Here is a 25,389-nt window from a genome sequence, read left to right as displayed (position 1 = left end):
GGGGGCCGGCGGTCGCGGACCGCGGGCCCCCTTTTCGGCGCACGAGTGTACGTTCGTACCTTCCAGAGCGTACGATCGTACGCATGGCCACGGACCACTTCGCCGACGACCCCCGGACCAACCTCGAGCGCATGCTCGCCGGTGATCTCTACATCGCCGACGACCCCGAGATCGCCCGGCGGCAGCAGCGGGCGATGCGGCTCGCCGCGCGGTATCTGGCCGCCTATACCGAGGACGCCGAGTCGGCGCGGCCGATGCTGCACGAGCTGCTCGGTGCCGTGGGGGAGGGGGTCGATCTGCGGCCGCCGGTGTACGTCGACTACGGGAGCAACATCTCCATCGGGGCCCGGACCTTCGTCAACTACAACCTGACCGCGCTGGACGTCGCCCGGATCACCATCGGCGAGGACTGTCAGATCGGGCCCAACGTCCAGCTCCTCACGCCCACCCATCCCGTGGAGCCGGAGCCGCGCAGGGACAAGCTGGAGGCGGCGCGGCCGATCGTGGTCGGGGACAACGTCTGGCTCGGGGGCGGGGTCATCGTGTGTCCGGGCGTGACCATCGGCGACAACGCGGTCGTCGGCGCGGGCGCGGTCGTCACCAAGGACGTGCCCGCCAACGTCGTCGCCGTGGGCAACCCCGCCCGGCCCGTCCGCGACTTCTGACCCGCCGGAGACGACCGCCATGGCCACCGGGCACGCCGATCCGCAGCGCCGCGAACGCATTCTCGCCGCCACGCTCGACCACATCGCCGACGAGGGTGTCGCCGGGGTCTCCCACCGCAGGATCGCCGCCCGGGCCGGGGTGCCGCTCGGTTCGATGACCTACCACTTCAGCGGCATCGACGAGCTGCTGCGGGAGGCCTTCACCCGGTTCGCGGACCACATCGTGGCCGTCTTCGAGCACCATCTCGGCGGTGCCGAGACACCCGAGCAGGTCCGTCAAGCCGTCACGGACCTCGTCCACGCCCTGTCCGAGGGGCCCCGGCGTGACCTCGTCCTCGTGCACGAGCTGTACACCCTGGCCGCCCGGCGGCCCGAGTACCGCGAGCTGACACAGGCCTGGATGCGCCGCAGCCGCCTGCTCCTGGAGCAGCACTTCGACCCCGTCACGGCACGTCAGCTGGACGCGCTGATCGAAGGACTGACCCTGCACCGCTCCCTCGACGGCGAGCCGCACAGCCGCGAGCTGACGCGGCTGGCGGTGACCCGCCTGACGGCAGTGCCGTCCTGAGGCCCGCCCCGTCACACCGACGCGCTCTCCGACGCCGTCGTCCACGCGAACCCGTCCGGGTCGGTGAACGGCCCGGCGTCGCTGCCGATGGTGAGGCGGTGGGAGCCGGTGCCGTCGGGGGAGACGCCGGCGACCTTGGCCAGGCCCCGGCGCTTGTACAGGGCCAGCTTCACGGGTCCCTCGGTGGCGAACTCGACGTACTTGCTGCCGAAGCTCTTGCCCACGGCCAGCCCGTGCTCGACGTAGAACTGCTTGCTGGCCTTCACGTCCTCGACGCCGAGCAGCAGGACGAACTCGTCGACCTGCCGGGTCGCCGGGCCGGTGTTCTTCTTCGACGACGACGCGAGCTGCCAGATCGTCCCGTCGGGGGCCTGTACGACGCCCCCGTAGCCCCAGAGCGACTTCGCGGCGGGCTTCAGCGTCGTCGCGCCGGCCTGCACGGCCGCGTCGAGGAGGGCGTCCACGTCGGCCGGCTGGGAGACCACGAGCGACAGCGTGAACCCGCGGAAGCCGGAGGTCGGTTCCTCCGACGCCCGCAGGCGCAACCGGTCGCCCACACCGAAGGCGGCGGAGTAGAAGCGGTCGGCGGCCGCGGGGTCGGCCACCTCGAGGGTGACGGATGCGATGGAAGTCATGACAACGACGCTAATCGCGCTCCACGCACCCCGCTTCTCGATTCCTGACCAGGTTGTTCAGGCCTGCTTCCGCTTCAGGTCCGCCAGCAACCGGTGCAGTGGCTCGGTGGCCCTGCGCCGGTACTCCTGCACCGCCCACCCGTTGCCGTCCGGATCCTGGAAGTGCATGAACGTCGCGCCGTCGTCCGGGGAGTACTGGACGGGTTCCGAGACGTCGAGGCCGCGGGCGACCAGCTCCGCGTGGGCCGCCTTGATGTCGGCGACGCACAGCTGCAGACCCTGGTAGGAACCCGGGGCCGGGGTCGGGCCGGGGGTCATCTGCCAGATCGACTCGCCCAGCGCGATCGAACAGCCGGAACCCGGAGGGGTCAGCTGGACGATCCGCATCCCGGGCATGACCTCCTGGTCGATGTCCACATGGAAGCCGACCTTGTCCCGGTAGAAGTCCCGGGCACGGTCGACGTCGGACACGGGCAGCGGGATGACTTCGAGGGTGATGTCCATGGCGTGACTCCTTCGTCCGGCCTCACGAGAACCGATCACCTTGTCCGGCGGAAGCCGCTGGCGCGGACTGAAGCCGGATGAACGGTTCCCCTCACCGAAGCCGATAACGGTGTGCCGCGCCACCGAGTGGACGGCCGCACGGCCCGCGCCGCAGGGGAAATGGCCCTCCCGTACCCCCTGTGGCCGGAGACCGCCGTAGCGTGCCTCCCCCTCCGCGGCCAGTCGCCGTAGCCACGCGCCCGCCCCGTCCGCCTGCCGGACTCAGCGGCGCCTCCCCCGCCCCGGGCGGTTACGCTCAAAGCCGTACGACCTTGATCCGATGCATGTCCGAGGAACAGTGCGAGGGAGGCCCGGATGACGGCGGCGCCGGGGCGCAGGAGCAGTACTTTCACACGGCTGCTGCGGCACGGTTTCACCGACGCCTCCGCCGCCGAGCGGCTCCTGGACAGTCCTGAGCTCGCGCCGCTGCGCGACGACCCGGTGCTGCTGGAGGCGCTGGGCGGCACCGCCGACCCCGATCTCGCGCTGCTCGGGCTGGTCCGGCTGCTGGAAGCCCAGCAGAGCCCCGGCGCCCGCCGGGAACTGCTCGACACCCTCATCGCGGCCAAGCCCCTGCGCGACCGCCTCCTCGGCGTCCTCGGCGCCTCCACCGCACTCGCCGACCACCTCGCCCGGCACCCGGACGACTGGCAGGCCCTCGTCATGTACGAGGCCTACGACCTGCACCCCGGGGTGGAGGAGTTCGAGGCCGGCCTCGCGGAGGCCACCGACCCGGTATCCCTGCGCGTCGCCTACCGGCGCTGCCTGCTGTCCATCGCCGCCCGGGACGTCTGCGGCACCACCGGCCTCGCCGAGTCCGCCGCCGAGCTCGCCGACCTCGCCACCGCCACTCTGCGCGCCGCCCTCGGGATCGCCGAGGCGGCCGCGCCCGAGGACGCCGCCCTGTGCCGGCTCGCGGTCATCGCGATGGGCAAGTGCGGCGGCCACGAACTCAACTACGTCTCCGACGTGGACGTCATCTTCGTGGGCGAGGCCACCGAGGGGACCGACGAGACCAAGGCGGTGCGCGCCGCCACCCGGCTCGCCTCGCACATGATGCGGATCTGCTCCGAGACGACGGTCGAGGGTTCGATCTGGCCCGTCGACGCCAACCTCCGGCCCGAGGGCAGGAACGGCCCGCTCGTGCGGACCCTCTCCAGCCACCTCGCCTACTACCAGCGCTGGGCCAAGACCTGGGAGTTCCAGGCGCTGCTCAAGGCCCGCCCGGTGGCCGGCGACCTCGACCTCGGCGCGGAGTACGTCGCCGCCGTCCAGCCCCTGGTGTGGAAGGCCGCCGAACGCGAGAACTTCGTCTCCGACGTGCAGAAGATGCGCCGCCGGGTCGTGGAGAACATCCCCGTCGCCGAGGTCGACCGCCAGCTGAAGCTCGGCCCGGGCGGCCTCCGGGACGTCGAGTTCGCCGTGCAGCTGCTCCAGCTGGTGCACGGCCGGGCCGACACCTCCCTGCGCAGCGGCACGACCCTGGACGCCCTCAAGGCCCTCGCCGCCGGCGGCTACGTCGGCCGGGCCGACGCGGCACAGCTCGACGAGGCCTACCGCTTCCTGCGCTCCATGGAGCACCGCATCCAGCTCTTCCGGCTGCGGCGCACCCACCTCGTCCCCGAGGAGGAGGCCGAGCTGCGCCGCATCGGCCGCTCCCTCGGCCTGCGCACGGACCCGGTCGCCGACCTGCACCGCGAGTGGCGCCGGCACGCGGGTGTCGTACGCCGCCTGCACGAGAAGCTCTTCTACCGGCCGCTGCTCGACGCCGTCGCCCAGCTCGCCACCGGCGAGGCCCGGCTCAGCACCGAGGCGGCCCGGGAGCGCATGGTCGCCCTCGGCTACGCCGACCCGGCATCCGCCCTGCGTCACCTGGAGGCGCTGGCCTCCGGCGTCACCCGCAAGGCCGCCATCCAGCGCACCCTGCTGCCCGTGCTGCTCGGCTGGTTCGCCGACTCGGCCGACCCGGACGCGGGCCTGCTCAACTTCCGCAAGGTCTCCGACGCGCTCGGCAAGACCCCCTGGTACCTGCGGCTGCTGCGGGACGAGGGCGCCGCCGCGCAGAACCTCGCCCGGGTGCTGTCCGCCGGCCGGCTCGCGCCCGACCTGCTCATGCGCGCCCCGGAGGCGGTGGCGCTGCTCGGTGACGGGGACGGCGGCGGCCTGGAGCCACGGCCGCGCGCCCACCTGGAGCAGGAGATATACGCCGCGGTGAAACGCGCCGACGGCGCCGCCCAGGCGGTCACGGCAGCCCGCGGGGTGCGCCGCCGCGAGCTGTTCCGCACGGCCGCCGCCGACATCGTCGGCTCCTACGGCACCGAGGAGCAGCCCGCCGAGGCCGACCAGGGCGCCCTGGTGGACCGGGTCGGCGGCGCGGTGTCGGACCTGACCGCCGCGACCCTCGCCGGCACACTCCGCGCGGTCGTGCGGGACGGCTGGGGCGACGACCTGCCCACCCGGTTCGCGGTCATCGGCATGGGCCGGTTCGGCGGCCACGAGCTGGGCTACGGCTCCGACGCGGACGTGCTGTTCGTGCACGAACCGCGCGACGGCGTAGACGAGCGAGAGGCCTCCCAGGCGGCCAGCAAGGTCGTCTCCGAGATGCGCCGCCTGCTGCAGATCCCCAGCGCCGACCCGCCCCTGCTCATCGACGCCGACCTGCGCCCCGAGGGCAAGTCCGGGCCGCTGGTCCGCACCCTCACGTCGTACGCGGCCTACTACCGCCGGTGGGCCCTGACGTGGGAGTCGCACGCGCTGCTGCGGGCCGAGCCCGTCGCCGGTGACGAGGGCCTGGGCCGCCGCTTCATCGAGCTGATCGACCCGCTGCGCTACCCGGCGGACGGACTCGCCGACGAGGCGGTACGCGAGATCCGGCGGCTGAAGGCCCGCATGGAGTCCGAGCGGCTGCCGCGCGGCGCCGACCCCAAGCTGCACGCCAAGCTCGGGCCGGGCGGCCTGTCCGACGTGGAGTGGACCGTGCAGCTCATGCAGCTGCGGCACGGCTCGGCGGAGCCGGGCCTGCGCACCACCCGCACCCGCGAGGCCCTGGCCGCCGCCCGCGCCGCCGGGCTCATCACGGACGAGGACGCGGCGACCCTCGACGAGGCCTGGGTCCTCGCGACCCGCGTCCGCAACGCGGTGATGCTGGTCCGCGGCCGGGCCGGCGACACGTTCCCGACGGAGCCCCGGGAACTGGCCGCCGTGGGCAGGTACCTGGGCTACGGCCCCGGCCACGCGGGCGACATGCTGGACGCGTACCGGCGCACGGCACGCCGGGCGCGCGGTGTGGTGGAGGAACTGTTCTACGGCATCGCCGAGCGTTAGGGCCTGCCGGACCACCCCGGGGACTTGTCCCGCACCCCCTGGGACCTGTCCGGCACCCCCCGGGACCTGTCCGGCACGCCACGCCCTGACGTCCCGGCCGCGGCCCTCCCGGCCTCAGGCCTCCTGGCCGCAGCCCTCCCGGCCTCAGCCCTCCCGGCCCCAGGCCTCCCGGCCCCAGGCCTCTTCGCCTCAGCCCGGGAGGCGCGCGGCCCGCGCGTCGGCACCGTCCGCGGCAGCGCGTACGGCTGCCTGCCGTACCAGAGCCGCGCGACCGTGAACCCGAAGGCCAGGCACAGCATGCCGCCCACCGCGTCCAGCCAGAAATGGTTGGCCGTGGCGACGATGACCACCAGCGTCAGCGCCGGGTACAGCAGCCCCAGCACCCGCACCCAGGGAACCGTCGCCAGCGCGGCGATCGTCAGCCCGCACCACAGGGACCAGCCGATGTGCATCGACGGCATCGCCGCGTACTGGTTCGACATGTGCTTCAGGTCGCCGGACGCCATCGAACCCCAGGTCTGGTGGACCATGACCGTGTCGATGAAGTCGCCGCCGTTCATCAGCCGCGGGGGCGCCAGCGGATACAGGTAGTAACCGACCAGGGCGACGGCCGTGGTCGCGAACAGCACCAGACGGGTCGCCGCGTAACGGCCGGGGTGGCGACGGTACAGCCACACCAGGACACCCAGTGTGACGATGAAGTGCAGCGTCGCGTAGTAGTAGTTCATCCCGACGATCAGCCAATGCACCGAGTTCACGGCGTGGTTGACCGACTCCTCGACGGCGATGCCCAGATGGTGCTCGACCTGCCAGATCCAGTCGGCGTTGTGCAGCGCCTCGGTCCTCTGCTCGGGCACGGCGTTGCGGACGAGCGAGTACGTCCAGTAACTCACCGCGATCAGCAGGATCTCGAACCAGAAGCGGGGCCGGCGCGGGGTGCGCAGCCGGCGCAGCGGACCGTGACCCGAATCGGCCGCAACGGTCTCCGGGAGGGCCGCTTCCAGGCCCTCCGGCTTCGTTACGGTCGTTTCACCCATAGGCGCAAAGTCTGCCAGAAAAGGACTTCCCCACCGATCATCCCGCGGCCCCGCACGAGCCGCATGTTCTGCGGCGAAATCAGGCCGAAGGCCTCAGGAGCGACCGCGTTCCCCCGGAGCCGAGGCGGTCGAACCACGCACCACCAGCTCCGGCATGAACACGAACTCGCTGTGGGGCGCGGGCGTCCCGCCGATCTCCTCCAGCAGCGTGCGCACGGCCGCCTGCCCCATCGCCGGGACCGGCTTGCGGATCGTGGTCAGCGGCGGGTCGGTGAAGGCGATCAGCGGGGAGTCGTCGAAGCCGACGACGGAGATGTCCTTCGGCACGTCCAGACCGAGCTGCCGCGCCGCCCGGATCGCGCCCAGCGCCATCATGTCGCTGGCGCACACCACGGCCGTGCAGTTCCGTTCGATCAACGCGACGGCCGCCGCCTGACCACCCTCAAGGGTGTACAGGGAGTGCTGCACCAGCTCCGACTCGACCGTCGCGGCATCGAGGCCCAACTGATCCTGCACCGCGCGCACGAAGCCCTCGATCTTGCGCTGCACCGGCACGAACCGCTTGGGCCCGAGGGCCAGACCGATCCGGGTGTGCCCCAGGGACGCCAGGTGCGTGACCGCCAGGCTCATCGCCGCGCGGTCGTCGGGGGAGATGAACGGCGCCTGCACCTTCGGCGAGAAACCGTCGACCAGCACGTAGGGCACGCCCTGGGCGCGCAGCCGGTCGTAGCGCTGCATGTCGGCGGTGGTGTCCGCGTGCAGTCCGGAGACGTAGATGATGCCGGCGACCCCGCGGTCCACGAGCATCTCCGTGAGCTCGTCCTCGGTCGAGCCGCCCGGCGTCTGGGTGGCCAGCACCGGCGTGTAGCCCTGCCGCGTCAGCGCCTGGCCGATGACCTGCGCCAGGGCCGGGAAGATCGGGTTCTCCAGCTCCGGGGTGATCAGCCCCACCAGCCCCTCGCTGCGCTGGCGCAGGCGCACCGGGCGTTCGTAGCCCAGCACGTCGAGAGCGGCCAGCACGGACTGGCGGGTGGTGGCGGCGACGCCCGGCTTCCCGTTGAGGACCCGGCTGACGGTCGCTTCGCTCACCCCCGCCTGCACAGCGATGTCGGCAAGCCGTGTGGTCACAGCACTGGACTGTAGCGGCCGGGGTTCTCCTTGCACACCGACGGGACGCCTGATGCGCGCCGTCGCACGGCCCGCTGCGGGTGGCTTGGTCATCGCGGTCCCTCGAAACTCGTGGTCGGCGTCCGATCCGCAACGGATGATTCCCCCGGCGGACGCGGATGGCAAGTGCTTGCAGAGTCTTGCACAGCTGTCCGACTCCCCGTCGAACAGCTGGAAACAAGGGCTGCGGGGCCGTGGGGGAGAGGCCGCGGAGAGGTCACGGCGGGATAACCATCCGCACCCCTTGCAACTTTTTGCTGCAAGGTCTTTCGCAACACGTTGCGGCGCGGTTAATGTCACCGACGCCCGGCCGCCAACGGCGCAGTCGGCAGCACAACGGGCTTTCACCCTCAAGGAGAACTCATGCGGCGTGGCATAGCGGCCACCGCGCTGGTGGCGTCCCTCGCCCTGGCGGCGACGGCCTGCGGCGGTAGCGACAGTGGCGACGAGGCCGACGGCCCGGTCACCATCACCTGGTGGGACACCTCCAACGCCACCAACGAGGCGCCGACGTACCAGGCCCTGGTGAAGCAGTTCGAGGCTGCCAACAAGGACATCAAGGTCAAGTACGTCAACGTCCCCTTCGACCAGGCGCAGAACAAGTTCGACACCGCCGCCGGTTCCAAGGGTGCCCCGGACGTGCTGCGTTCCGAGGTCGGCTGGACCCCGGCCTTCGCCAAGAAGGGCTTCTTCGCGCCGCTGGACGGCACCGAGGCCCTCAAGGACCAGGCCACGTTCCAGCCCAGCCTGATCGAGCAGGCCAAGTACGAGGGCAAGACCTACGGCGTCCCGTTCACCACGGACACCCTCGCCCTCGTCTACAACAAGGCCCTGTTCGAGAAGGCCGGCGTCGAGGCCCCCAAGACCTGGGACGACCTGAAGAAGGCCGCCGCCACGATCAAGGGCAAGACCGGCGTCGACGGCTACTGGGGCTCCACCCAGGCCTACTACGCCCAGTCCTTCCTCTACGGCGAGGGCACCGACACCGTCGACGCCGACGCCAAGAAGATCACCGTCACCTCGCCCGAGGCCAAGAAGGCCTACGGCACCTGGCAGGGCCTCTTCTCCGGCAAGGGCCTGCACAAGGCCGACACCACCGCCGACGCCTACGCCCACATCCAGGAGGCGTTCGTCAGCGGCAAGGTCGCCTCGATCGTCCAGGGCCCGTGGGAGATCACGAACTTCTACAAGGGCTCGGCCTTCAAGGACAAGAACAACCTCGGCATCGCCACCGTCCCGGCCGGCTCCGCCGGCAAGGCGGGCGCCCCGACCGGCGGCCACAACCTGTCCGTCTACGCCGGCTCCGACGAGGCCCACCAGAAGGCCTCGATGAAGTTCGTGAACTTCATGACCTCGGCGAAGGCCCAGGAGACCATCGCGCTGAAGAACTCCACGCTCCCCACCCGCGAGGACGCCTACACCGACAAGGTCAAGGCCGACCCCGGCATCGCCGGCTACCAGGGCGTGCTCTCCAGCGCCCAGCCGCGCCCGGCGCTGCCCGAGTACAGCTCCCTGTGGGGTCCGCTCGACGACGAGCTGATCAAGATCGCCGGCGGCAAGGAATCCCTGGACAAGGGCCTCGGCAACGCCGAGACCGCCATCGCCAAGCTGGTGCCCGACTTCTCCAAGTGACCGCCTGGTGGCCGCCGGATCCCCCTGTCGTGGGGGGAGGGGATCCGGCGGCCACCGGCCCGCGCCTGAGCCCGGGCAGCCCCCTTGACCTCCTTGAACCTCCAGAAGGTGTCGAACCATGACAGTCGCCATCGACCGAGCGACCGGCAAGCGGCGCGGTGAGCGGGAACCGCGACCCGGGCCGGCCCAGCGGCTGAAGAACGGCTTCCACAAGCACTGGTACGCCTACGCGATGATCGCCCCGGTGGCCGTCGTGCTCGGCGTCCTCGTGGTGTACCCGCTGGTGTACGGCCTGTACCTCACCCTCACCGACGCCACCAGCCTCAACACCGCCCGCACGATCGGCGTCAACCACATCGACGCCACGTACAAGTTCATCGGCCTGGACAACTACGCCGACATCCTCTGGGGCCCGACGGCCTACGACCGCTTCTGGTCGCACTTCCTGTGGACGGTCTTCTGGACGGCGGCCTGTGTCGCCCTGCACTACGGCATCGGTCTCGGCCTCGCCCTGCTGCTCAACCAGAAGCTGCGCGGCCGCACCCTCTACCGGATGATCCTGGTCCTGCCCTGGGCGGTGCCCACCTTCGTCACCGTCTTCGGATGGCGGTTCATGCTCGCGGACGGCGGCGTCATCAACACCGCCCTGGAGGGCCTCGGTCTGCCGACACCGCTGTGGCTGGAGGACACCTTCTGGCAGCGGTTCGCCGCGATCATGGTCAACACCTGGTGCGGTGTGCCGTTCATGATGGTCTCGCTCCTCGGCGGCCTGCAGTCGATCGACGCGAGCCTGTACGAGGCCTCCGAGATGGACGGAGCCAACGCCTGGCAGCGATTCCGCTACGTCACCCTGCCCGGTCTGAGGTCCGTCAGCACGACGGTTGTCCTCCTGGGTGTCATCTGGACCTTCAACCAGTTCGCCATCATCTTCCTGTTGTTCGGCAACACCGCACCGGACGCCCAGATCCTCGTCACGTGGGCCTACCAACTGGGCTTCGGGCAGCAGCCGCGCGACTACGCCCAGTCCGCCGCCTACGGAATCCTGCTCCTGTCCATCCTGATCGTCTTCACCTCCTTCTACCGCCGCTGGCTGAACCGCAACGAGCAGCAGCTCGCGATCTGAGGCAGGAGTTCCCCATGAGTACGACCACCGTCGAGAGCTCCGCACCGGCCGGCGAGCGGCGCCCCGCGACCGCCCCCGGCAAGGTCCGCGGCCGAGGCGAACGCAGCCGCGGCGCCTCCCTCGCCTCGCACGCCGTGCTGATCGCCGCCAGCCTGACCGCGCTCTTCCCGGTCGCCTGGCTGGCCTTCCTGTCCCTCGGCCCGGACAAGGACGACTACCTCCACCCCGGACGCATCTGGGGCAAGCTGTCGCTCGACAACTACGCCTATGTCCTCCAGGACACCGGGTTCTTCGACTGGCTGAAGAGCACGCTGGCCGTGGTGCTGGGCACGACACTCATCGGCGTCGTCGTCGCCGCGTCCACCGGCTACGCCGTCTCCCGTATGCGGTTCCCCGGCTACCGGAAGCTGATGTGGGTGCTGCTGGTCACCCAGATGTTCCCCATCGCGGTACTGATCGTGCCGATGTACCAGATCCTCTCGGATCTGCAGCTCATCGACAGCTACCTTGGTCTCATCCTGGTCAACTGCACCACGATCGTGCCGTACTGCGCCTGGCTGATGAAGGGCTATTTCGACACCATCCCGTTCGAGATCGACGAGGCAGGGCGCGTCGACGGGCTGACCCCCTTCGGCACGTTCGCGCGGCTCATCCTGCCGCTCGCCAAGCCGGGCCTCGCGGTCGCGGCGTTCTACAGCTTCCTCACGGCCTTCGGTGAGGTCGCGTTCGCCTCGACGTTCATGCTGAGCGACGACAACTACACGTTCGCCGTCGGTCTGCAGACGTTCGTCAGCGAACACGACGCCCAGCGCAACCTGATGGCCGCGACGGCCGTACTGATCGCGATACCGGCCGCCCTGTTCTTCTACCTCGTGCAGAAGAACCTGGTGACCGGGCTCACCGCGGGCGGCACCAAGGGGTGACCTCCGCCCATGGGCCGGCCGCGGCGCCGTCGTGGCCGGTCGCGCAGTTCCCCGCGCCCCTTTCGGGGCGCGTGGGGGCGGCCGCGGTGCCCATCCGACCCCGCTGTGCCGCGGCCGCCCGAACCCCATCCACGCTTTCCATGACCGACACCTCGTTACGCATCAAGGACGACATGAGCCAGCACTCAGCTGCACCTGCCCCCACCCCCACAGTGGCCGTCGCCAAGCGCCGCGACTGGTGGCGGGACGCGGTGATCTACCAGGTGTACCCGCGCAGCTTCGCCGACAGCAACGGCGACGGCATGGGCGACCTGGAGGGTGTCCGCAGCCGCCTGCCGTACCTGCGCGACCTCGGCGTGGACGCCGTGTGGCTCAGCCCCTTCTACGCCTCGCCGCAGGCCGACGCCGGCTACGACGTGGCCGACTACCGCGCCGTCGACCCCATGTTCGGCAACCTCCTGGACGCCGACGCGCTCATCTGCGACGCCCACCGGCTGAGCCTGCGGGTCATCGTGGACCTGGTCCCCAACCACTCCTCCGACCAGCACGAGTGGTTCAAGCGGGCCCTCGCCGAGGGCCCGGGCTCCTCGCTGCGGGACCGCTACCACTTCCGCCCCGGCAAGGGCGAGAACGGCGAACTGCCGCCCAACGACTGGGAGTCGATCTTCGGCGGCCCGGCCTGGACCCGGGTCACCGAGCCCGACGGCACGCCCGGCGAGTGGTACCTGCACCTCTTCGCCCCCGAGCAGCCCGACTTCAACTGGGTGCACCCGGCGGTCGGCGACGAGTTCCGCTCCATCCTGCGCTTCTGGCTGGACATGGGCGTCGACGGCTTCCGCATCGACGTCGCCCACGGTCTGGTGAAGGCGGAAGGCCTGCCCGACCTTGGATCCCACGACCAGGTGAAGCTGCTGGGCAACGATGTCATGCCCTTCTTCGACCAGGAGGGCGTGCACGAGATCTACCGGCAGTGGCGGCTCATCCTCGACGAGTACGCGGGCGAGCGCATTTTCGTCGCCGAGGCCTGGACGCCCACCATCGAGCGGACGGCCCACTACGTCCGCCCGGACGAGCTGCACCAGGCCTTCAACTTCCAGTACCTCAGCACCCACTGGGACGCCGAGGAGATGCGCGAGGTCATCGACCGCACCCTGGAGGCCATGCGCCCGGTCGGCGCCCCCGCCACCTGGGTGCTGTCCAACCACGACGTGACCCGGCACGCCACCCGCTTCGCCAACCCGCCCGGCCTCGGCACCCAGATCCGCCTGGCCGGTGACCGCGAACTGGGCCTGCGCAGGGCCCGGGCCGCGAGCCTGCTGATGCTGGCGCTGCCCGGCTCGGCCTACGTCTACCAGGGCGAGGAGCTCGGCCTGCCCGACGTCGTCGACCTGCCGGACGAGGTGCGCCAGGACCCGGCGTACTTCCGGGGCGCGGGCCAGGACGGCTTCCGCGACGGCTGCCGGGTGCCGATCCCGTGGACCCGGACGGGTTCGTCGTACGGCTTCGGTGACGGCGGCAGCTGGCTGCCGCAGCCGGAGGGCTGGGGTGAGCTGAGCGTCGAGGCGCAGACCGGCGAGGCCGGTTCGACCCTGGAGCTGTACCGGGCCGCGCTCCGTGTGCGGCGCGAGCAGCCCGACCTCGGCGCCGGCACGTCCGTCGAGTGGCTGCGGGCGCCCGAGGGCGTGCTGGCCTTCCGGCGCGGGGAGTTCGTGTGCGTCGCGAACACCACCGGCGAGTCGGTGGCGATGCCCGCGTACGGCCGGGTGCTCGTGGCGAGCGGGGAGATCGTCGAGGTCGACGACGAGGCGAAGGTGCCGGCCGACACCACGGTGTGGTGGACCACCGCGACCGCGGGGGCCCGCGCCTGATTTTCCTTTGAATTCCGTACGGCCCGCTGCCCTTTCGGGTGGCGGGCCTCTACTATCTGCGTCACCGCAAGGTTTCTGAACCTTGCAGCAAGAACCTTCAACGAAGAAGGAAACCCCACATGGCACGCAGATACCTCGCCTCCGCCGTCGCGCTCGCCGCGGCTGCGGTTGTCATGAACCCGACTGGTGCGCAGGCCTCCCCACCTGGCATCAAGGACGTCACCGCCGTCCTCTTCGAGTGGAACTTCGCCTCGGTCGCCCGCGAGTGCACCACCACCCTCGGGCCCGCCGGATACGGCTACGTCCAGGTCTCCCCGCCCGCCGAGCACATACAGGGCTCGCAGTGGTGGACCTCGTACCAGCCGGTCAGCTACAAGATCGCCGGCCGGCTCGGCGACCGCACGGCGTTCCGGAACATGGTGAACACCTGCCACGCGGCCGGTGTGAAGGTCGTCGCGGATACCGTCATCAACCACATGGCGGCCGGCAGCGGCACCGGCACCGGCGGCTCGTCCTACAGCAAGTACACCTACCCCGGCCTCTACTCCGCGCCCGACTTCGACGACTGCACGGGCCAGATCAGCAATTACCAGGACCGCTGGAACGTCCAGCACTGCGAACTGGTCGGCCTCTCCGACCTCGACACGGGCGAGAACTACGTCCGAGGCGCGATCGCCGGGTACATGAACGACCTGCTCTCCCTCGGCGTCGACGGCTTCCGCATCGACGCGGCCAAGCACATCGACATCGCCGACCTCGCCACCATCAAGTCCCGGCTGAGCAACCCGTCGGTGTACTGGAAGCAGGAGGTCATTTACGGCTCCGGCGAGGCCGTCCAGCCCACCGAATACACGAGTAACGGCGACGTCCAGGAGTTCCGCTACGCCTACGACCTCAAGCGGGTCTTCAACAACGAGAACCTCGCCTACCTGAAGAACTACGGCGAGGGCTGGGGCTACATGAGCAGCGGTGCCTCCGGTGTCTTCGTCGACAACCACGACACCGAGCGCAACGGCTCGACGCTCAGCTACAAGGACGGCGCCACCTACACCTTGGCCAACGTCTTCATGCTGGCCTGGCCCTACGGCGCCCCGGACATCAACTCCGGCTACGATTTCTCCGACCACGACGCCGGCCCACCGAACGGCGGCCAGGTGAGCGCCTGCTGGCAGGACGGCTGGAAGTGCCAGCACAACTGGCCCGAGATCAAGTCCATGGTCGGCTTCCGCAACGCCACCCGGGGTCAGGCCGTCACCAACTGGTGGGACAACGGCGGCGACGCGATCGCCTTCGGCCGGGGCGGCAAGGGCTTCGTGGCCATCAACCACGAGCCGGGTTCGCTGAGCCGTACGTATCAGACGTCGCTGCCTGCGGGGACGTACTGCGATGTGCAGAACAACAGGACCGTGACGGTGAACTCCAGCGGGCAGTTCACGGCCACCCTCGGTTCGCACACGGCGCTGGCGATCCACGCGGGCAAGTCCGGCTGCTGAAGCCGGGCATCGTGCGCGGCCCCGGCCACCACGTCCTGTGGCGGCCGGGGCCGCTCCTCAGGCCCCACTCCGGTGGTTGAAAGTTCTTTCCCATGCTTTCAAGACTCTTGCTGTAAGCGTTTCGGCGGCGATACGGTCGCGCGGGGTCGGACCCGAGAGAGCCGCAATGCAAGGAGTCCACGTCAGTGATACCGAGATGGCGTGCGCCCGCAAGGCGCCGAACCGCCCGTACCGGACGGGTCGCCGCGGTCACCGCCACCGCGCTGGCCGCCACACTCGTCCAACCGCTCGCCGCCGGGGCGGCCACCCCGCCGGCGCCCCCGTCCGAAGCCAAGCTGGCCGCCGAGCCCGCCCGGCACGACGCCACCCGTGAGCAGTTCTACTTCGTCCTGCCGGACCGCTTCGCCAACGGCGACACCGGCAACGACAAGGGCGCACTCACCGGTACCCGCCTGACCACTGGTTACGACCCCACCGACAAGGGCTTCTACCAGGGCGGCGACCTCAAGGGCCTGACCGAGCGGCTCGACTACATCAAGGGCCTGGGCACCACCGCCCTCTGGATGGCCCCGATCTTCAAGAACCAGCCCGTGCAGGGCACCGGGGCGAACGCCTCGGCCGGCTACCACGGTTACTGGATCACGGACTTCACCCAGGTCGACCCGCACTTCGGCACCAACAAGGACCTCGAGACCCTCATCGACAAAGCCCACGCCAAGGGCATGAAGGTCTTCTTCGACGTCATCACCAACCACACGGCGGACGTCGTCGACTACGAGGAGAAGTCCTACGACTACCTCTCCAAGGGCGCCTTCCCGTACCTGACGAAGGGCGGCGAGCCCTTCGACGACGCCGACTACGCGGACGGGCGACGGGACTTCCCCGAGGTCGGCACCGGCTCCTTCCCGCGTACCCCGGCCGTCCCCACGGCGAAGAAGAACGTCAAGGTCCCGTCGTGGCTCAACGACCCGACGATGTACCACAACCGGGGCGACTCCACCTTCGCCGGTGAGAGCTCCGCACACGGCGACTTCTCCGGCCTGGACGACCTGTGGACCGAACGGCCCGAAGTCGTGCGGGGCATGGAGAAGATCTACCAGCGCTGGGTACGGGACTTCGACGTCGACGGCTTCCGGATCGACACCGTGAAGCACGTCAACATGGAGTTCTGGACGCAGTGGGCCACCGCCCTCGACGCCTACGCCGCCCAGCGCGGCCGGGACGACTTCTTCATGTTCGGCGAGGTGTACTCGGCCGACACGAACGTCACCGCCCCGTACGTTACCCAGGGCCGGCTCGACGCCACGCTCGACTTCCCCTTCCAGGAGGCCGCCCGGCAGTACGCCTCGCAGGGCGCGAGCGCCCAGAAGCTCGCGGGTGTCTTCGGCGACGACCACAAGTACACGACCGGCAAGGCCAACGCGTACGAGCAGGTCACCTTCCTCGGCAACCACGACATGGGCCGCATCGGGTCGTTCCTGAAGCAGGACGACCCGAAGGCCACCGACGCCGAGCTCCTCGCCAGGGACGAGCTCGCCAACGAGCTGATGTTCCTCAGCCGCGGCAACCCGGTCGTCTACTACGGCGACGAGCAGGGCTTCACCGGCCCGGGCGGCGACAAGGACGCCCGGCAGAGCATGTTCGCCTCGCGCACCGCCGACTACCTCGACGACGACCGCATCGGCACCGACCGCACCCACGCCGAGGACGCCTACGACACCAAGGCCCCGCTCTACCGGCAGATCAGCGCCCTCGCCGCACTCCGCAAGGCCAACCCGGCCCTCACCGACGGCGTCCAGCAGCAGCGGTACGCGGCCGACGGCCCGGGCGTCTACGCCTTCTCCCGCACCGACGCGAAGACGGGCACCGAGTACGTCGTCGCCTTCAACAACGCGGGCGAGGCGAAGACCGCGACCTTCCCGACCGGCTCGGCCGGCATGACCTTCAAGGGCATCCACGGCACCGACGCCGCCCCGAAGAGCGACGGCGGCAAGAAGCTCACGGTCACCGTCCCGGCCGGCTCGGCGGTCGTCCTCAAGGCGTCCGGCAGGCTCGCCAAGCCCGCCACGGCGCCCACGATCACCCTGAAGGCCCCGGCCGCCGGCGCCACCGGCACCGCGGAGGTCTCCGCGGATGTGGACGGGGGACAGCTCAACCGGGTCGTCTTCGCCGCGCAGACCGGCAACGGCAGGTGGCAGACCCTCGGCTCCGCCGACCACGCCCCGTACAAGGTCACCCACACCATCGGCAAGAACGTGCCCCCCGGCACGGCCCTGCGCTACAAGGCCGTCGTGATCGACTCGGCCGGCCGCACCGCGAGCGCCCTCGCCGCCTCCACCACCGGCACCCCGCCCGCCGAGGAGCCGCCCACCGCCTCCTCCCGCGACTACGCGATCGTCCACTACAAGCGCGCCGACGGCGACTACGACGACTGGGGTCTGTACGCCTGGGGCGACCTCGCCGAGGGCGAGGCCACCGAGTGGCCGAAGAGCCACCCCTTCACCGGCCGTGACGCCTACGGAGCCTTCGCCTGGGTCAAGCTCAAGCCCGGCGCCTCGAACGTCGGCTTCCTCGTCATCGACAAGGACGGCGACAAGGACGTCTCCACCGACCGCACCATCGACGTCACCAAGACCGGCGAGATCTGGATCGAGCAGGGCAAGGACACCGTCACCACCGAGCGCCCCGACCTACCGGCGCCCGACAAGACCAAGGCCGTCCTGCACTACCACCGGGCCGACGGGAACTACGACGGCTGGGGCCTGCACGTCTGGACCGGCGCCGCGAACCCCACCGACTGGTCGAACCCCCTCAAGCCGGTGAAGACTGACTCCTATGGCGCTGTCTACGAGGTGCCGCTCACCGAGGGTGCCACCAGTCTCAGCTACATCATCCACAAGGGCGACGAGAAGGACCTGCCCACCGACCAGTCGCTCGACCTCAAGGCGAACGGCCACGAGGTGTGGCTGGTGAACGGCCAGGAGAAGTACCTGCTCCCGCAGCCCGCCGGCAGCGCGGCCGCCCTTGACCTGACCACCTCCAAGGCCGTCTGGATCGACCGGAACACCCTCGCCTGGAACGGCTCCGACGCCGCCGCCTCCACCCAGCTGCTGTACTCCCGCGACGGTTCGATCGCCGCGAAGGACGGCGTCCTGACCGGTGACGCGAAGTGGCTGCGCCTGTCGAAGGGCGAGCTGACCGACGCCCAGAAGGCGAAGTTCCCGCATCTGAAGGGGTACGACGCCTGGACCGTCGACCCGCGCGACCGTGACCGGGTCCGCGAGGCCCTGCGCGGCCAGGTCGTCGCCGCTCAGCACGCGGCCAACGGCGCCGTGCTCGCCGCGACCGGCGTGCAGATCGCCGGAGTCCTCGACGACTTGTACCCCGGCGCCACCAAGGCCGACCTGGGGCCGACGTTCTCCAAGGGCCGCCCCACGCTGTCCGTGTGGGCGCCGACCGCACAGCAGGTGTCACTGGAGATCGGTGACTCCACCGTGCCGATGAAGCGCGACGCCGCCACCGGCGTCTGGTCCGTCACCGGCCCGAAGTCCTGGAAGGGCAAGCCCTACCGGTACGTCGTGAAGGTCTGGGCGCCCAGCGTCCGCGAGGTCGTCACCAACAAGGTCACCGACCCCTACTCCCTCGCCCTCACCGCCGACTCCGAGCGCAGCCTCGTCGTCGACCTGCGCGACAAGGCGCTCAAGCCCTCCGGCTGGTCGGCGTACACCAAGCCCAGGGCCGTACCGCTGAAGGACGCGCAGATCCAGGAGCTGCACATCCGGGACTTCTCCGTGGAGGACCGCACAGCGAAGCACCCCGGCACCTACCTGGCCTTCACCGACAAGACCGCCGACGGCGGCAAGCACCTGCGCGAGCTGGCGAAGGCGGGCACCTCCTACGTCCACCTGCTGCCCGCCTTCGACATCGCCACCATCCCGGAGAAGAAGGCCGACCAGGCGAAGCCCGACTGCGACCTGGCCTCCTTCCCGGCCGACTCCGACAAGCAGCAGGAGTGCGTCGGGAAGACCGCCGCGAAGGACGCCTACAACTGGGGCTACGACCCGTACCACTACACGGTGCCCGAGGGCTCCTACGCCACCGACCCGGACGGCACCGCCCGCACGGTCGAGTTCCGGAAGATGGTGAAGGCCCTCAACGACGACGGACTGCGGGTCGTCATGGACGTCGTCTACAACCACACCGCCGCGAGCGGCCAGGAGAAGACAAGCGTCCTCGACCGGATCGTGCCCGGCTACTACCAGCGGCTCCTCGCCGACGGCTCGGTCGCGAACAGCACCTGCTGCGCCAACACCGCCACCGAGAACGCCATGATGGGCAAGCTCGTCGTCGACTCGATCGTCACCTGGGCGAAGGAGTACAAGGTCGACGGCTTCCGCTTCGACCTCATGGGCCACCACCCGAAGGCCAACATCCTCGCGGTCCGAAAGGCTCTCGACGCGCTGACCCTCAAGGAGGACGGCGTCGACGGCAAGAAGATCATCCTCTACGGGGAGGGCTGGAACTTCGGCGAGATCGCCGACGACGCCCGGTTCGTCCAGGCCACGCAGAAGAACATGGCCGGCACCGGCATCGCCACCTTCTCCGACCGCGCCCGTGACGCGGTCCGCGGCGGCGGCCCCTTCGACGAGGACCCCGGCGTCCAGGGCTTCGCCTCCGGTCTGTACACCGACCCCAACTCCTCTGAGAACAACGGCACTCCGGCCGAGCAGAAGGCCCGCCTGCTGCACTACCAGGACCTCATCAAGGTCGGCCTGTCCGGCAACCTCGCCGACTACCGGTTCACCGACACCGCGGGCAAGGAGGTCAACGGTTCCGAGGTCGACTACAACGGCGCCCCCGCCGGCTACGCGGACGCCCCCGGTGACGCCCTCGCCTACGCCGACGCCCATGACAACGAGTCCCTGTTCGACGCGCTCGCCTTCAAGCTGCCCGCTTCGACGAGCGCGGCCGACCGGGCCCGGATGCAGGTCCTGGCCATGGCGACGGCCACCCTCTCGCAGGGCCCGGCCCTCTCCCAGGCGGGCACCGACCTGCTGCGCTCCAAGTCCCTGGACCGCAACTCCTACGACAGCGGCGACTGGTTCAACGCCGTCCACTGGAGGTGCGAGGACGGCAACGGCTTCGGCCGCGGACTGCCCATGGCGGCCGACAACACCGACAAGTGGCCGTACGCCAAGCCCCTGCTGAGCACGGTCGAGGTGGGCTGCGAGCAGATCGAGGGCACCTCGGCCGCCTACCGCGACCTGCTGCGGATCCGCAGCACCGAGGAGGACTTCTCCCTCGGCACGGCCGAGCGGGTGCAGTCCCGGCTCTCCTTCCCGCTGTCCGGCGAGGACGAGACGCCCGGCGTGATCACCATGCGGCTCGGTGACCTCGTCGTCGTCTTCAACGCCACGCCCGAGAAGCAGGAACAGCGCGTCCCGGCACTCGCCGGGGCCGGCTACCGCTTGCACCCGGTGCAGGCGGCGGGGGCGGACTCTACCGTCAAGTCCTCCTCCTACGCGGCCGAATCGGGCACGTTCGCCGTTCCGGGGCGTACCGTCGCCGTCTTCACCCGGTCCGCCGGATAGCGCACTACGTTGGGTGGGGCGGGCCGTGACCCACGGTCCGCCCCACCCCCGCACGCTCCCGAGGGGCCGCCGACTTGCACCCCAGCGGCACGCAGCAGAGCCCCGGCACCACGGTGCTGGTCGTCGACGACGTCGCGGCCAGCCGCTACGCCATGGGCGCGGTGCTGCAACGGGCCGGCCACCGCGTCGTCCCCGTCGCCAGCGGCGGCGAGGCGCTCATCGAACTCGACGTCCGGCTGCGGGACGGCACCCTGCCCGACGTGGCCCTCGTCGACGTGGGGCTGCCCGACATGAGCGGCTTCGAACTGTGCCGCCGGGTTCGGGCCCAGCCGCCCATGGCCGCACTCCCCGTCGTGCACTTCTCCGCCGCCGCGACCGCGCCCGGCGACCGGTGCAGGGGACTCGACGCAGGCGGGGACGCCTATCTGACCGTGCCCGCCGAACCACTGGAGATCCAGGCCGTCGTCCGGGCCGCCGTGCGCGGAGCCCGCCGCACCACCGGCGCCGAGACCGCCGTCCACCGGCTCACACTCCTGGCCGAGGCCGTCATCACCGTGCAGGCGGCCCGCTGCCCCCGGGAACTCGCCACCGCCGCCGCCGACGGCACCGCACGCCTCACCGCCTCACCGGCCGTGGTGTTCGTCGTCGGCCCGGACGGCGAGCCGTACCGCGGCACGGCCCGAGGCCGCCCCGCGACCACCGGCGGCGACGCCCACCAGGCGGCGGCCCGGCTGGTCAGCCGGCTCGCGGAGGGCCGCACGGGCGTGCACACCACCGTCGTCCCCGCGCCGCTGTGGCCGGCCGGCGTCTTCCGGGCCGGCGTCGAGGAGGACGCCCGCCTGACCGTGGCGACGGCCCAGGACGGCCGGACGACGGTGTGCCTCGCCACGCCCGCGCGGTCCACGGCGACCGGCGATCCCGCGGACGACGGACTGCGCGCCCGCCTCGCCCAGGCCACCGTGCTCGCCGCCGAACCGCTGCTGATGTACCAGGTGGAACGGCACGTCGCCCTCACCCTCCAGCGCAGCTTCCTGCCCCGGCCGCACAAGCTGCCGCACCTGCCGGGCGTCGACATCGTCGTCCGCTACGTGCCCGCCTCCGAGCAGGCCGAGATCGGCGGCGACTTCTACGCCGCCCTGCGCACCCGCGACGGTGTCCTCACCGCGGTCGGGGACGTGGTCGGGCACTCCCTGGACGCGGCCACCGTCATGGTCGAGATCCGCCACGCCCTGCGCGCCTACTGCGTCGACGAGAGCGACCCCGTCGTGCTGGCCACGCGGCTCGACCGGATGCTCCAGGAGTACCACCCCGACATCACCGCCACCGTGTGCCTGACCCTGCTCGACCCCGGCAGCGGGCGGGTGCGCATCGCCAACGCCGGTCACATCCCGCCGCTGATCCTGCGCGACGGGGGCGGCGCCGCGTACGCCGACGCCTGCGGTCCGCTGCTCGGGCTGGGCCTGGAGCGGCCCCCGGCGACCGAGTGCCGGCTGCGCCGCACCGACCGCCTGCTCATGATCACCGACGGCCTCATCGAGACCCGCGGCATCCCCCTCACGACCTCCATGGAGCAGCTCCGCACGGCCGCCGCAGGCGCCCCGGCCGGCCTCGACGGCCTCTGCGACGTGCTGCTGGGCTGCTTCGGCCAGGACCGCGAGGACGACATCGCGATGCTGGCCCTGCGGTTAGGGTGAGCCCGATGGCCGCCCTGGAACAGGAGTACTGATGCCGCAGATCACCGTCGACTACTCGGCCGACCTCGCCGGCGACTTCGACCGGCCCGGTTTCGCGAAGGCGCTGCACGAGGCGACGGTCGAGATCGCGGCCGCCAAGCCGCCCGCCTGCAAGAGCCGGTTCCGTCCGACCGAGGACATCGTGGTCGGCCCCGAGGCCGAGGGGCACGCCCATGTCCACATCCACATCGCGCTGCTCGCCGGCCGCACCGACGAGGTCAAGGCCCGGCTCACCCAGGCCGCGCTGGAGCTGCTGCGGGCCCATCTGAAGCCGGCCGCGGGGCTCGCGCTGCACGCCTCCGCCGAGGTCCGCGACCTGGACCCGTCGTACGCGAAGTTCGAGAGCTAGGGCGGATCAGCTCGCCAGGGCGATGAGCCGGCCGGCCAGGAGCGCGAACGGGCCGTCGGCCGGCTCGTCCTTGACGATGCCGCGCAGCAGCGTGGCCATCTCCTCGTCGTAGGTGGCACTGACCGCGGCGAGGGCGGCGAAGTCGTTGACGAGCTGGGGCTCCAGCTCCTCGCGCGGGATGCGCCGGCCGTCCAGCCAGATCAGCGCCGTCGACTCGGCGAGGGAGATCCAGGAACGGACGACCAGTTCGAGGCGCGCGGGCGGATCGGTCACGCCCAGGTGCGAAAGGATCTGGACATACGCGGCCTGCCGTACGGAGTCGACGAGCGCGTTGGTCGTGGAGGAGCCGACGGCCGGGCCGCCGCGCATGAGGGCGGAGAAACCGGGCCCGTGCTCGTCCACGAAATCGAAGTAGCGGCGCATCACGCGCAGCAGCCGCGCCCCCAGCGGACCCTCGTGCGGCTCCACGAAACGGGCCGCGAGGTCGTCCGAGGCCCGCTGCAACGCGGCCTCGTACAGGCTGAGTTTGCCGGGAAAGTAGTGGTAGACCAACGGGCGTGAAATGCCCGCGGCCGACGCTATCTCGTCGATGGAGACCTCGTCGGGCGAGCGGCGGCTGAACAGTTCGAGGGCGACGCCGATCAACTGCTGCCGCCGCTCCTCGACTCCCATCCTGCGGCGAACCCCGGTAGTCATACGAACACCTTACCGATCGATTCCGGCCTCGAACGGCCCGGATCGATCGCGGGGTTCCGCCGGCCTCACCGGACGGGCCCGAAAACCGCCTCCGTCAGCGCAGCCCGCCGAGCGAACGACCGTCCTTCAGGGTTCCCTTGAGCTGAGCCTGCGCCCCCTGCTCGGCCGGCACGGTCAGCAGACTGTTCCGAGCCGCCCCGTTCACTCCGCCCGTCGCCCGGATCGACGCGGTCTCCCGGCTTCCCGCGGCCAGCAGGTACCAGTCACCGGCCTTCGCCTTCCACAGCACCCCGGCCAGCACATGCGGGTCCCGCGGCCCGCACGCCGGGACGTTCTCGGCCTGCGCCGCAGCCGCTCCGTACGCCCCGCCCGGCGTGTGGAACTGCGCCAGCACCCGCGCCCCGCCGCCCCGCCAGGTCTCGGCCCGGGTGCACACCCACGCCGCCGAGCCGCTCGCGTCGGGCAGCGGCTGCTCGTTGAACGCCCAGGCGTTGACGCTGCGCACCCCCGCCGAGCGCACCGTGCCCAGCGAGCAGGCGAACGGCTGCCAGGTGTGCAGCGCCGCGGCCCCGGACACCTCGCGCGGGGAGCCCGGCCGTCCGGCGGTGAGCCGGGCCGGGACCAGTTCGCCGAGGTCGGTCAGCAGCCGGGTCCTGGTGCCGTCGGCCACCTGCAGCACGTTCCACGAGGAGCAGGGGCCGGACCGCAGCGCCGGGCTGGCCAGCGGTGCGGTCACTCCGTCGGTGAGCGCGAGATCCATCGCGCCGGAGCCCGGCTTCATCAGGTCCCGCTCGCCGGCCTTCCGCACCCAAGGGGCCGTCAGATAGCGGACGTTGCCGTCGGACCGGCCCAGGACCACCGCGCCCGCCTCGGCCCGGCCGGCCCCGTCGACCCGGGCGAAATCGAGGACGGCGCCCTGGGTGCCGTCCTTCGGCTCGGCGTACCGGGCGATGCGCAGACCGTCGTAGAGGATCACCACGCGCGCCGCGTCGACCGTCCCCGCGTACAGCAGCTGGGGCGGTCCGGCCGGGCCGCCGGACAGGGTGCCGGGGGTCACCGACACCTGGACCGTCTCGCCGGGGCGGGCCCACACGGCCAGGGCGCGGCGCAGCAGGGCCTTGTCGCCGGTCAGGTCGCCGCGGGCCGGCCACACGGAGAAGTCGGTGCGCGCCGAGCTGCGCCAGGCGGACGCGGGCATCCGGGTCAGCTTCGAGGGGTCCAGGGCGGCCTGCGCGGCCGGGTTCTGCGCATACGGGGGTGCCGCGGCGCCCTCGGGCCCCCAGCCCTCACCGGGCAGGCCGAGCAGCGCCCCGCACGCCAGCAGCGCGGCACCGGCGACCAGGGCGGCCTTCAGGTGCTGGCGGCGGCGCATCAGGTCGGTGGGGCGGGCCTGGAGCGAGCAGGGGTCGAACTCGGGGGAGTCGAGCAACCCGTACTGGGCGGGGACCCCGTCGGCCTCCAGGACGGCGCCCTCCGGGTCGGCGACGCCCGCCGCAGCGAGGACCTTGCACACCCCCTCGTCCGTGAGCCGCTCCAGGCCGCGCATCGCGTAGGCGGCCCGGGCCGGGCCCGACAGGGTGGACAGCCGCTGGTCCAGGGAGAGTTCGTCGGCGCCGCCGGAGCGCGGGAACAGCTTCAGACCCCACACGTGCGGCAGCAGCGGCGGCAGCTGGGACCTCTTGGGCCACGCCTTCGCCTTCAGCGGCAGCCCCGCCTCCAGCGCCGTGCGCAACACCTGGAGACGGACCAGGGCGTACCCCGGGTCGCCGTCCCGGCCCGTGGACTGGGCCGGAATCACCGGGGCCGGGGTGCGGGTGCGGGGGAGGGCCCGCTGGGTGAGGGCGTGCGCGGTCAGGACGCGGCGGCTGCGGCCCAGCCCGGGTGGCAGCACCAGATAGGCCAGCCGGACGAGCCGCGGATAGTGCTCGACGAGCGCGGCCTCGGCCTGCTCGACGTCGACGACCGGGCCGGCCGGGGAGGGGGGTGCGGGGCGCTGGGCGACATCCTGTGACTGCACGTTCAGCAGAACGAGCGAATCGTTG

17 protein-coding genes are annotated in these 25,389 nt (G+C 71.2%); 11 read left to right on the top strand and 6 right to left on the bottom strand.

The window, feature by feature from the left end; all coding sequences use genetic code 11:
• Positions 1–83 precede the first annotated feature (83 nt).
• Together IE153_RS38930 and IE153_RS38925 are read left to right on the top strand one after the other, a co-directional pair.
• Entirely contained in the window at positions 84–665 is a 582-nt protein-coding gene (locus tag IE153_RS38930; RefSeq protein ID WP_189594406.1) for a sugar O-acetyltransferase, read from the top strand.
• 19 nt (positions 666–684) lie between these two features.
• Positions 685–1,233, top strand: a complete 549-nt coding sequence (locus IE153_RS38925; protein WP_189594405.1) for a TetR/AcrR family transcriptional regulator — start codon at positions 685–687, stop codon at positions 1,231–1,233.
• An 11-nt stretch (positions 1,234–1,244) separates the two neighbouring features.
• On the opposite strand, the gene IE153_RS38920 is transcribed toward IE153_RS38925, so the two are convergent.
• Together IE153_RS38920 and IE153_RS38915 are read right to left on the bottom strand one after the other, a co-directional pair.
• Complete coding sequence (locus tag IE153_RS38920; protein WP_189594404.1) at positions 1,245–1,868, bottom strand: VOC family protein; 624 nt, start codon at positions 1,866–1,868, stop codon at positions 1,245–1,247.
• Positions 1,869–1,925: 57 nt separating this feature from the next.
• Positions 1,926–2,372: a VOC family protein gene (locus tag IE153_RS38915; RefSeq protein WP_185014803.1), complete on the bottom strand. Its 447-nt coding sequence runs from the start codon at positions 2,370–2,372 to the stop codon at positions 1,926–1,928.
• A gap of 354 nt (positions 2,373–2,726) precedes the next feature.
• Between IE153_RS38915 and IE153_RS38910 the strand changes: the two genes are divergently transcribed.
• Positions 2,727–5,735, top strand: a complete 3,009-nt coding sequence (locus tag IE153_RS38910) for a bifunctional [glutamine synthetase] adenylyltransferase/[glutamine synthetase]-adenylyl-L-tyrosine phosphorylase (RefSeq protein ID WP_189594403.1) — start codon at positions 2,727–2,729, stop codon at positions 5,733–5,735.
• Here the strand turns inward: IE153_RS38910 and IE153_RS38905 are convergent.
• The gene (locus IE153_RS38905; protein WP_189594402.1) at positions 5,732–6,772 is read right to left on the bottom strand and encodes a phosphatase PAP2 family protein; all 1,041 of its coding nucleotides are present in this window, start codon (positions 6,770–6,772) and stop codon (positions 5,732–5,734) included. The genes IE153_RS38910 and IE153_RS38905 overlap by 4 nt on opposite strands.
• Positions 6,773–6,865: 93 nt before the next feature.
• Complete coding sequence (locus tag IE153_RS38900) at positions 6,866–7,900, bottom strand: LacI family DNA-binding transcriptional regulator (RefSeq protein ID WP_189594401.1); 1,035 nt, start codon at positions 7,898–7,900, stop codon at positions 6,866–6,868.
• A 402-nt stretch (positions 7,901–8,302) separates the two neighbouring features.
• Here IE153_RS38900 and IE153_RS38895 point away from each other — a divergent pair, with 402 nt between their 5' ends.
• The 8 genes from IE153_RS38895 (at position 8,303) to IE153_RS38860 (ending at position 22,651) form a co-directional block, all read left to right on the top strand.
• On the top strand, positions 8,303–9,571 hold the full coding sequence (locus IE153_RS38895) for an extracellular solute-binding protein (protein ID WP_189594400.1): 1,269 nt from the start codon (positions 8,303–8,305) through the stop codon (positions 9,569–9,571).
• A 118-nt stretch (positions 9,572–9,689) separates the two neighbouring features.
• Positions 9,690–10,694 (top strand): carbohydrate ABC transporter permease, encoded by a 1,005-nt coding sequence (locus tag IE153_RS38890; protein WP_189594399.1) that lies wholly within the window; start codon positions 9,690–9,692, stop codon positions 10,692–10,694.
• Positions 10,695–10,708: 14 nt separating this feature from the next.
• Positions 10,709–11,617 (top strand): sugar ABC transporter permease, encoded by a 909-nt coding sequence (locus IE153_RS38885; RefSeq protein ID WP_189594398.1) that lies wholly within the window; start codon positions 10,709–10,711, stop codon positions 11,615–11,617.
• A gap of 173 nt (positions 11,618–11,790) precedes the next feature.
• On the top strand, positions 11,791–13,485 hold the full coding sequence (locus tag IE153_RS38880; RefSeq protein ID WP_189594436.1) for a glycoside hydrolase family 13 protein: 1,695 nt from the start codon (positions 11,791–11,793) through the stop codon (positions 13,483–13,485).
• A 119-nt stretch (positions 13,486–13,604) separates the two neighbouring features.
• Positions 13,605–14,978, top strand: coding sequence for an alpha-amylase (locus tag IE153_RS38875; protein ID WP_189594397.1), 1,374 nt, complete (start codon positions 13,605–13,607; stop codon positions 14,976–14,978).
• Between the two features lie 185 nt (positions 14,979–15,163).
• On the top strand, positions 15,164–20,569 hold the full coding sequence (pulA, locus tag IE153_RS38870) for a pullulanase-type alpha-1,6-glucosidase (RefSeq protein ID WP_189594396.1): 5,406 nt from the start codon (positions 15,164–15,166) through the stop codon (positions 20,567–20,569).
• Positions 20,570–20,643: 74 nt separating this feature from the next.
• Entirely contained in the window at positions 20,644–22,263 is a 1,620-nt protein-coding gene (locus IE153_RS38865; RefSeq protein ID WP_189594395.1) for a fused response regulator/phosphatase, read from the top strand.
• A gap of 31 nt (positions 22,264–22,294) precedes the next feature.
• Entirely contained in the window at positions 22,295–22,651 is a 357-nt protein-coding gene (locus tag IE153_RS38860) for a 5-carboxymethyl-2-hydroxymuconate Delta-isomerase (protein WP_189594394.1), read from the top strand.
• 6 nt (positions 22,652–22,657) lie between these two features.
• Here the strand turns inward: IE153_RS38860 and IE153_RS38855 are convergent, their stop codons facing one another.
• Together IE153_RS38855 and IE153_RS38850 are read right to left on the bottom strand one after the other, a co-directional pair.
• Entirely contained in the window at positions 22,658–23,347 is a 690-nt protein-coding gene (locus IE153_RS38855) for a TetR/AcrR family transcriptional regulator (protein WP_189594393.1), read from the bottom strand.
• Positions 23,348–23,441: 94 nt separating this feature from the next.
• A complete protein-coding gene (locus IE153_RS38850; RefSeq protein ID WP_189594392.1) occupies positions 23,442–25,364 on the bottom strand; it encodes a hypothetical protein in 1,923 nt (640 codons plus the stop codon).
• Positions 25,365–25,389 lie beyond the last annotated feature (25 nt).

It is taken from the genome of Streptomyces massasporeus (assembly GCF_014648995.1).
Taxonomy (GTDB): domain Bacteria; phylum Actinomycetota; class Actinomycetes; order Streptomycetales; family Streptomycetaceae; genus Streptomyces; species Streptomyces massasporeus.
Note: the sequence above shows the minus strand (reverse complement) of the source record. Positions and strands in the feature narration are given on the sequence as shown.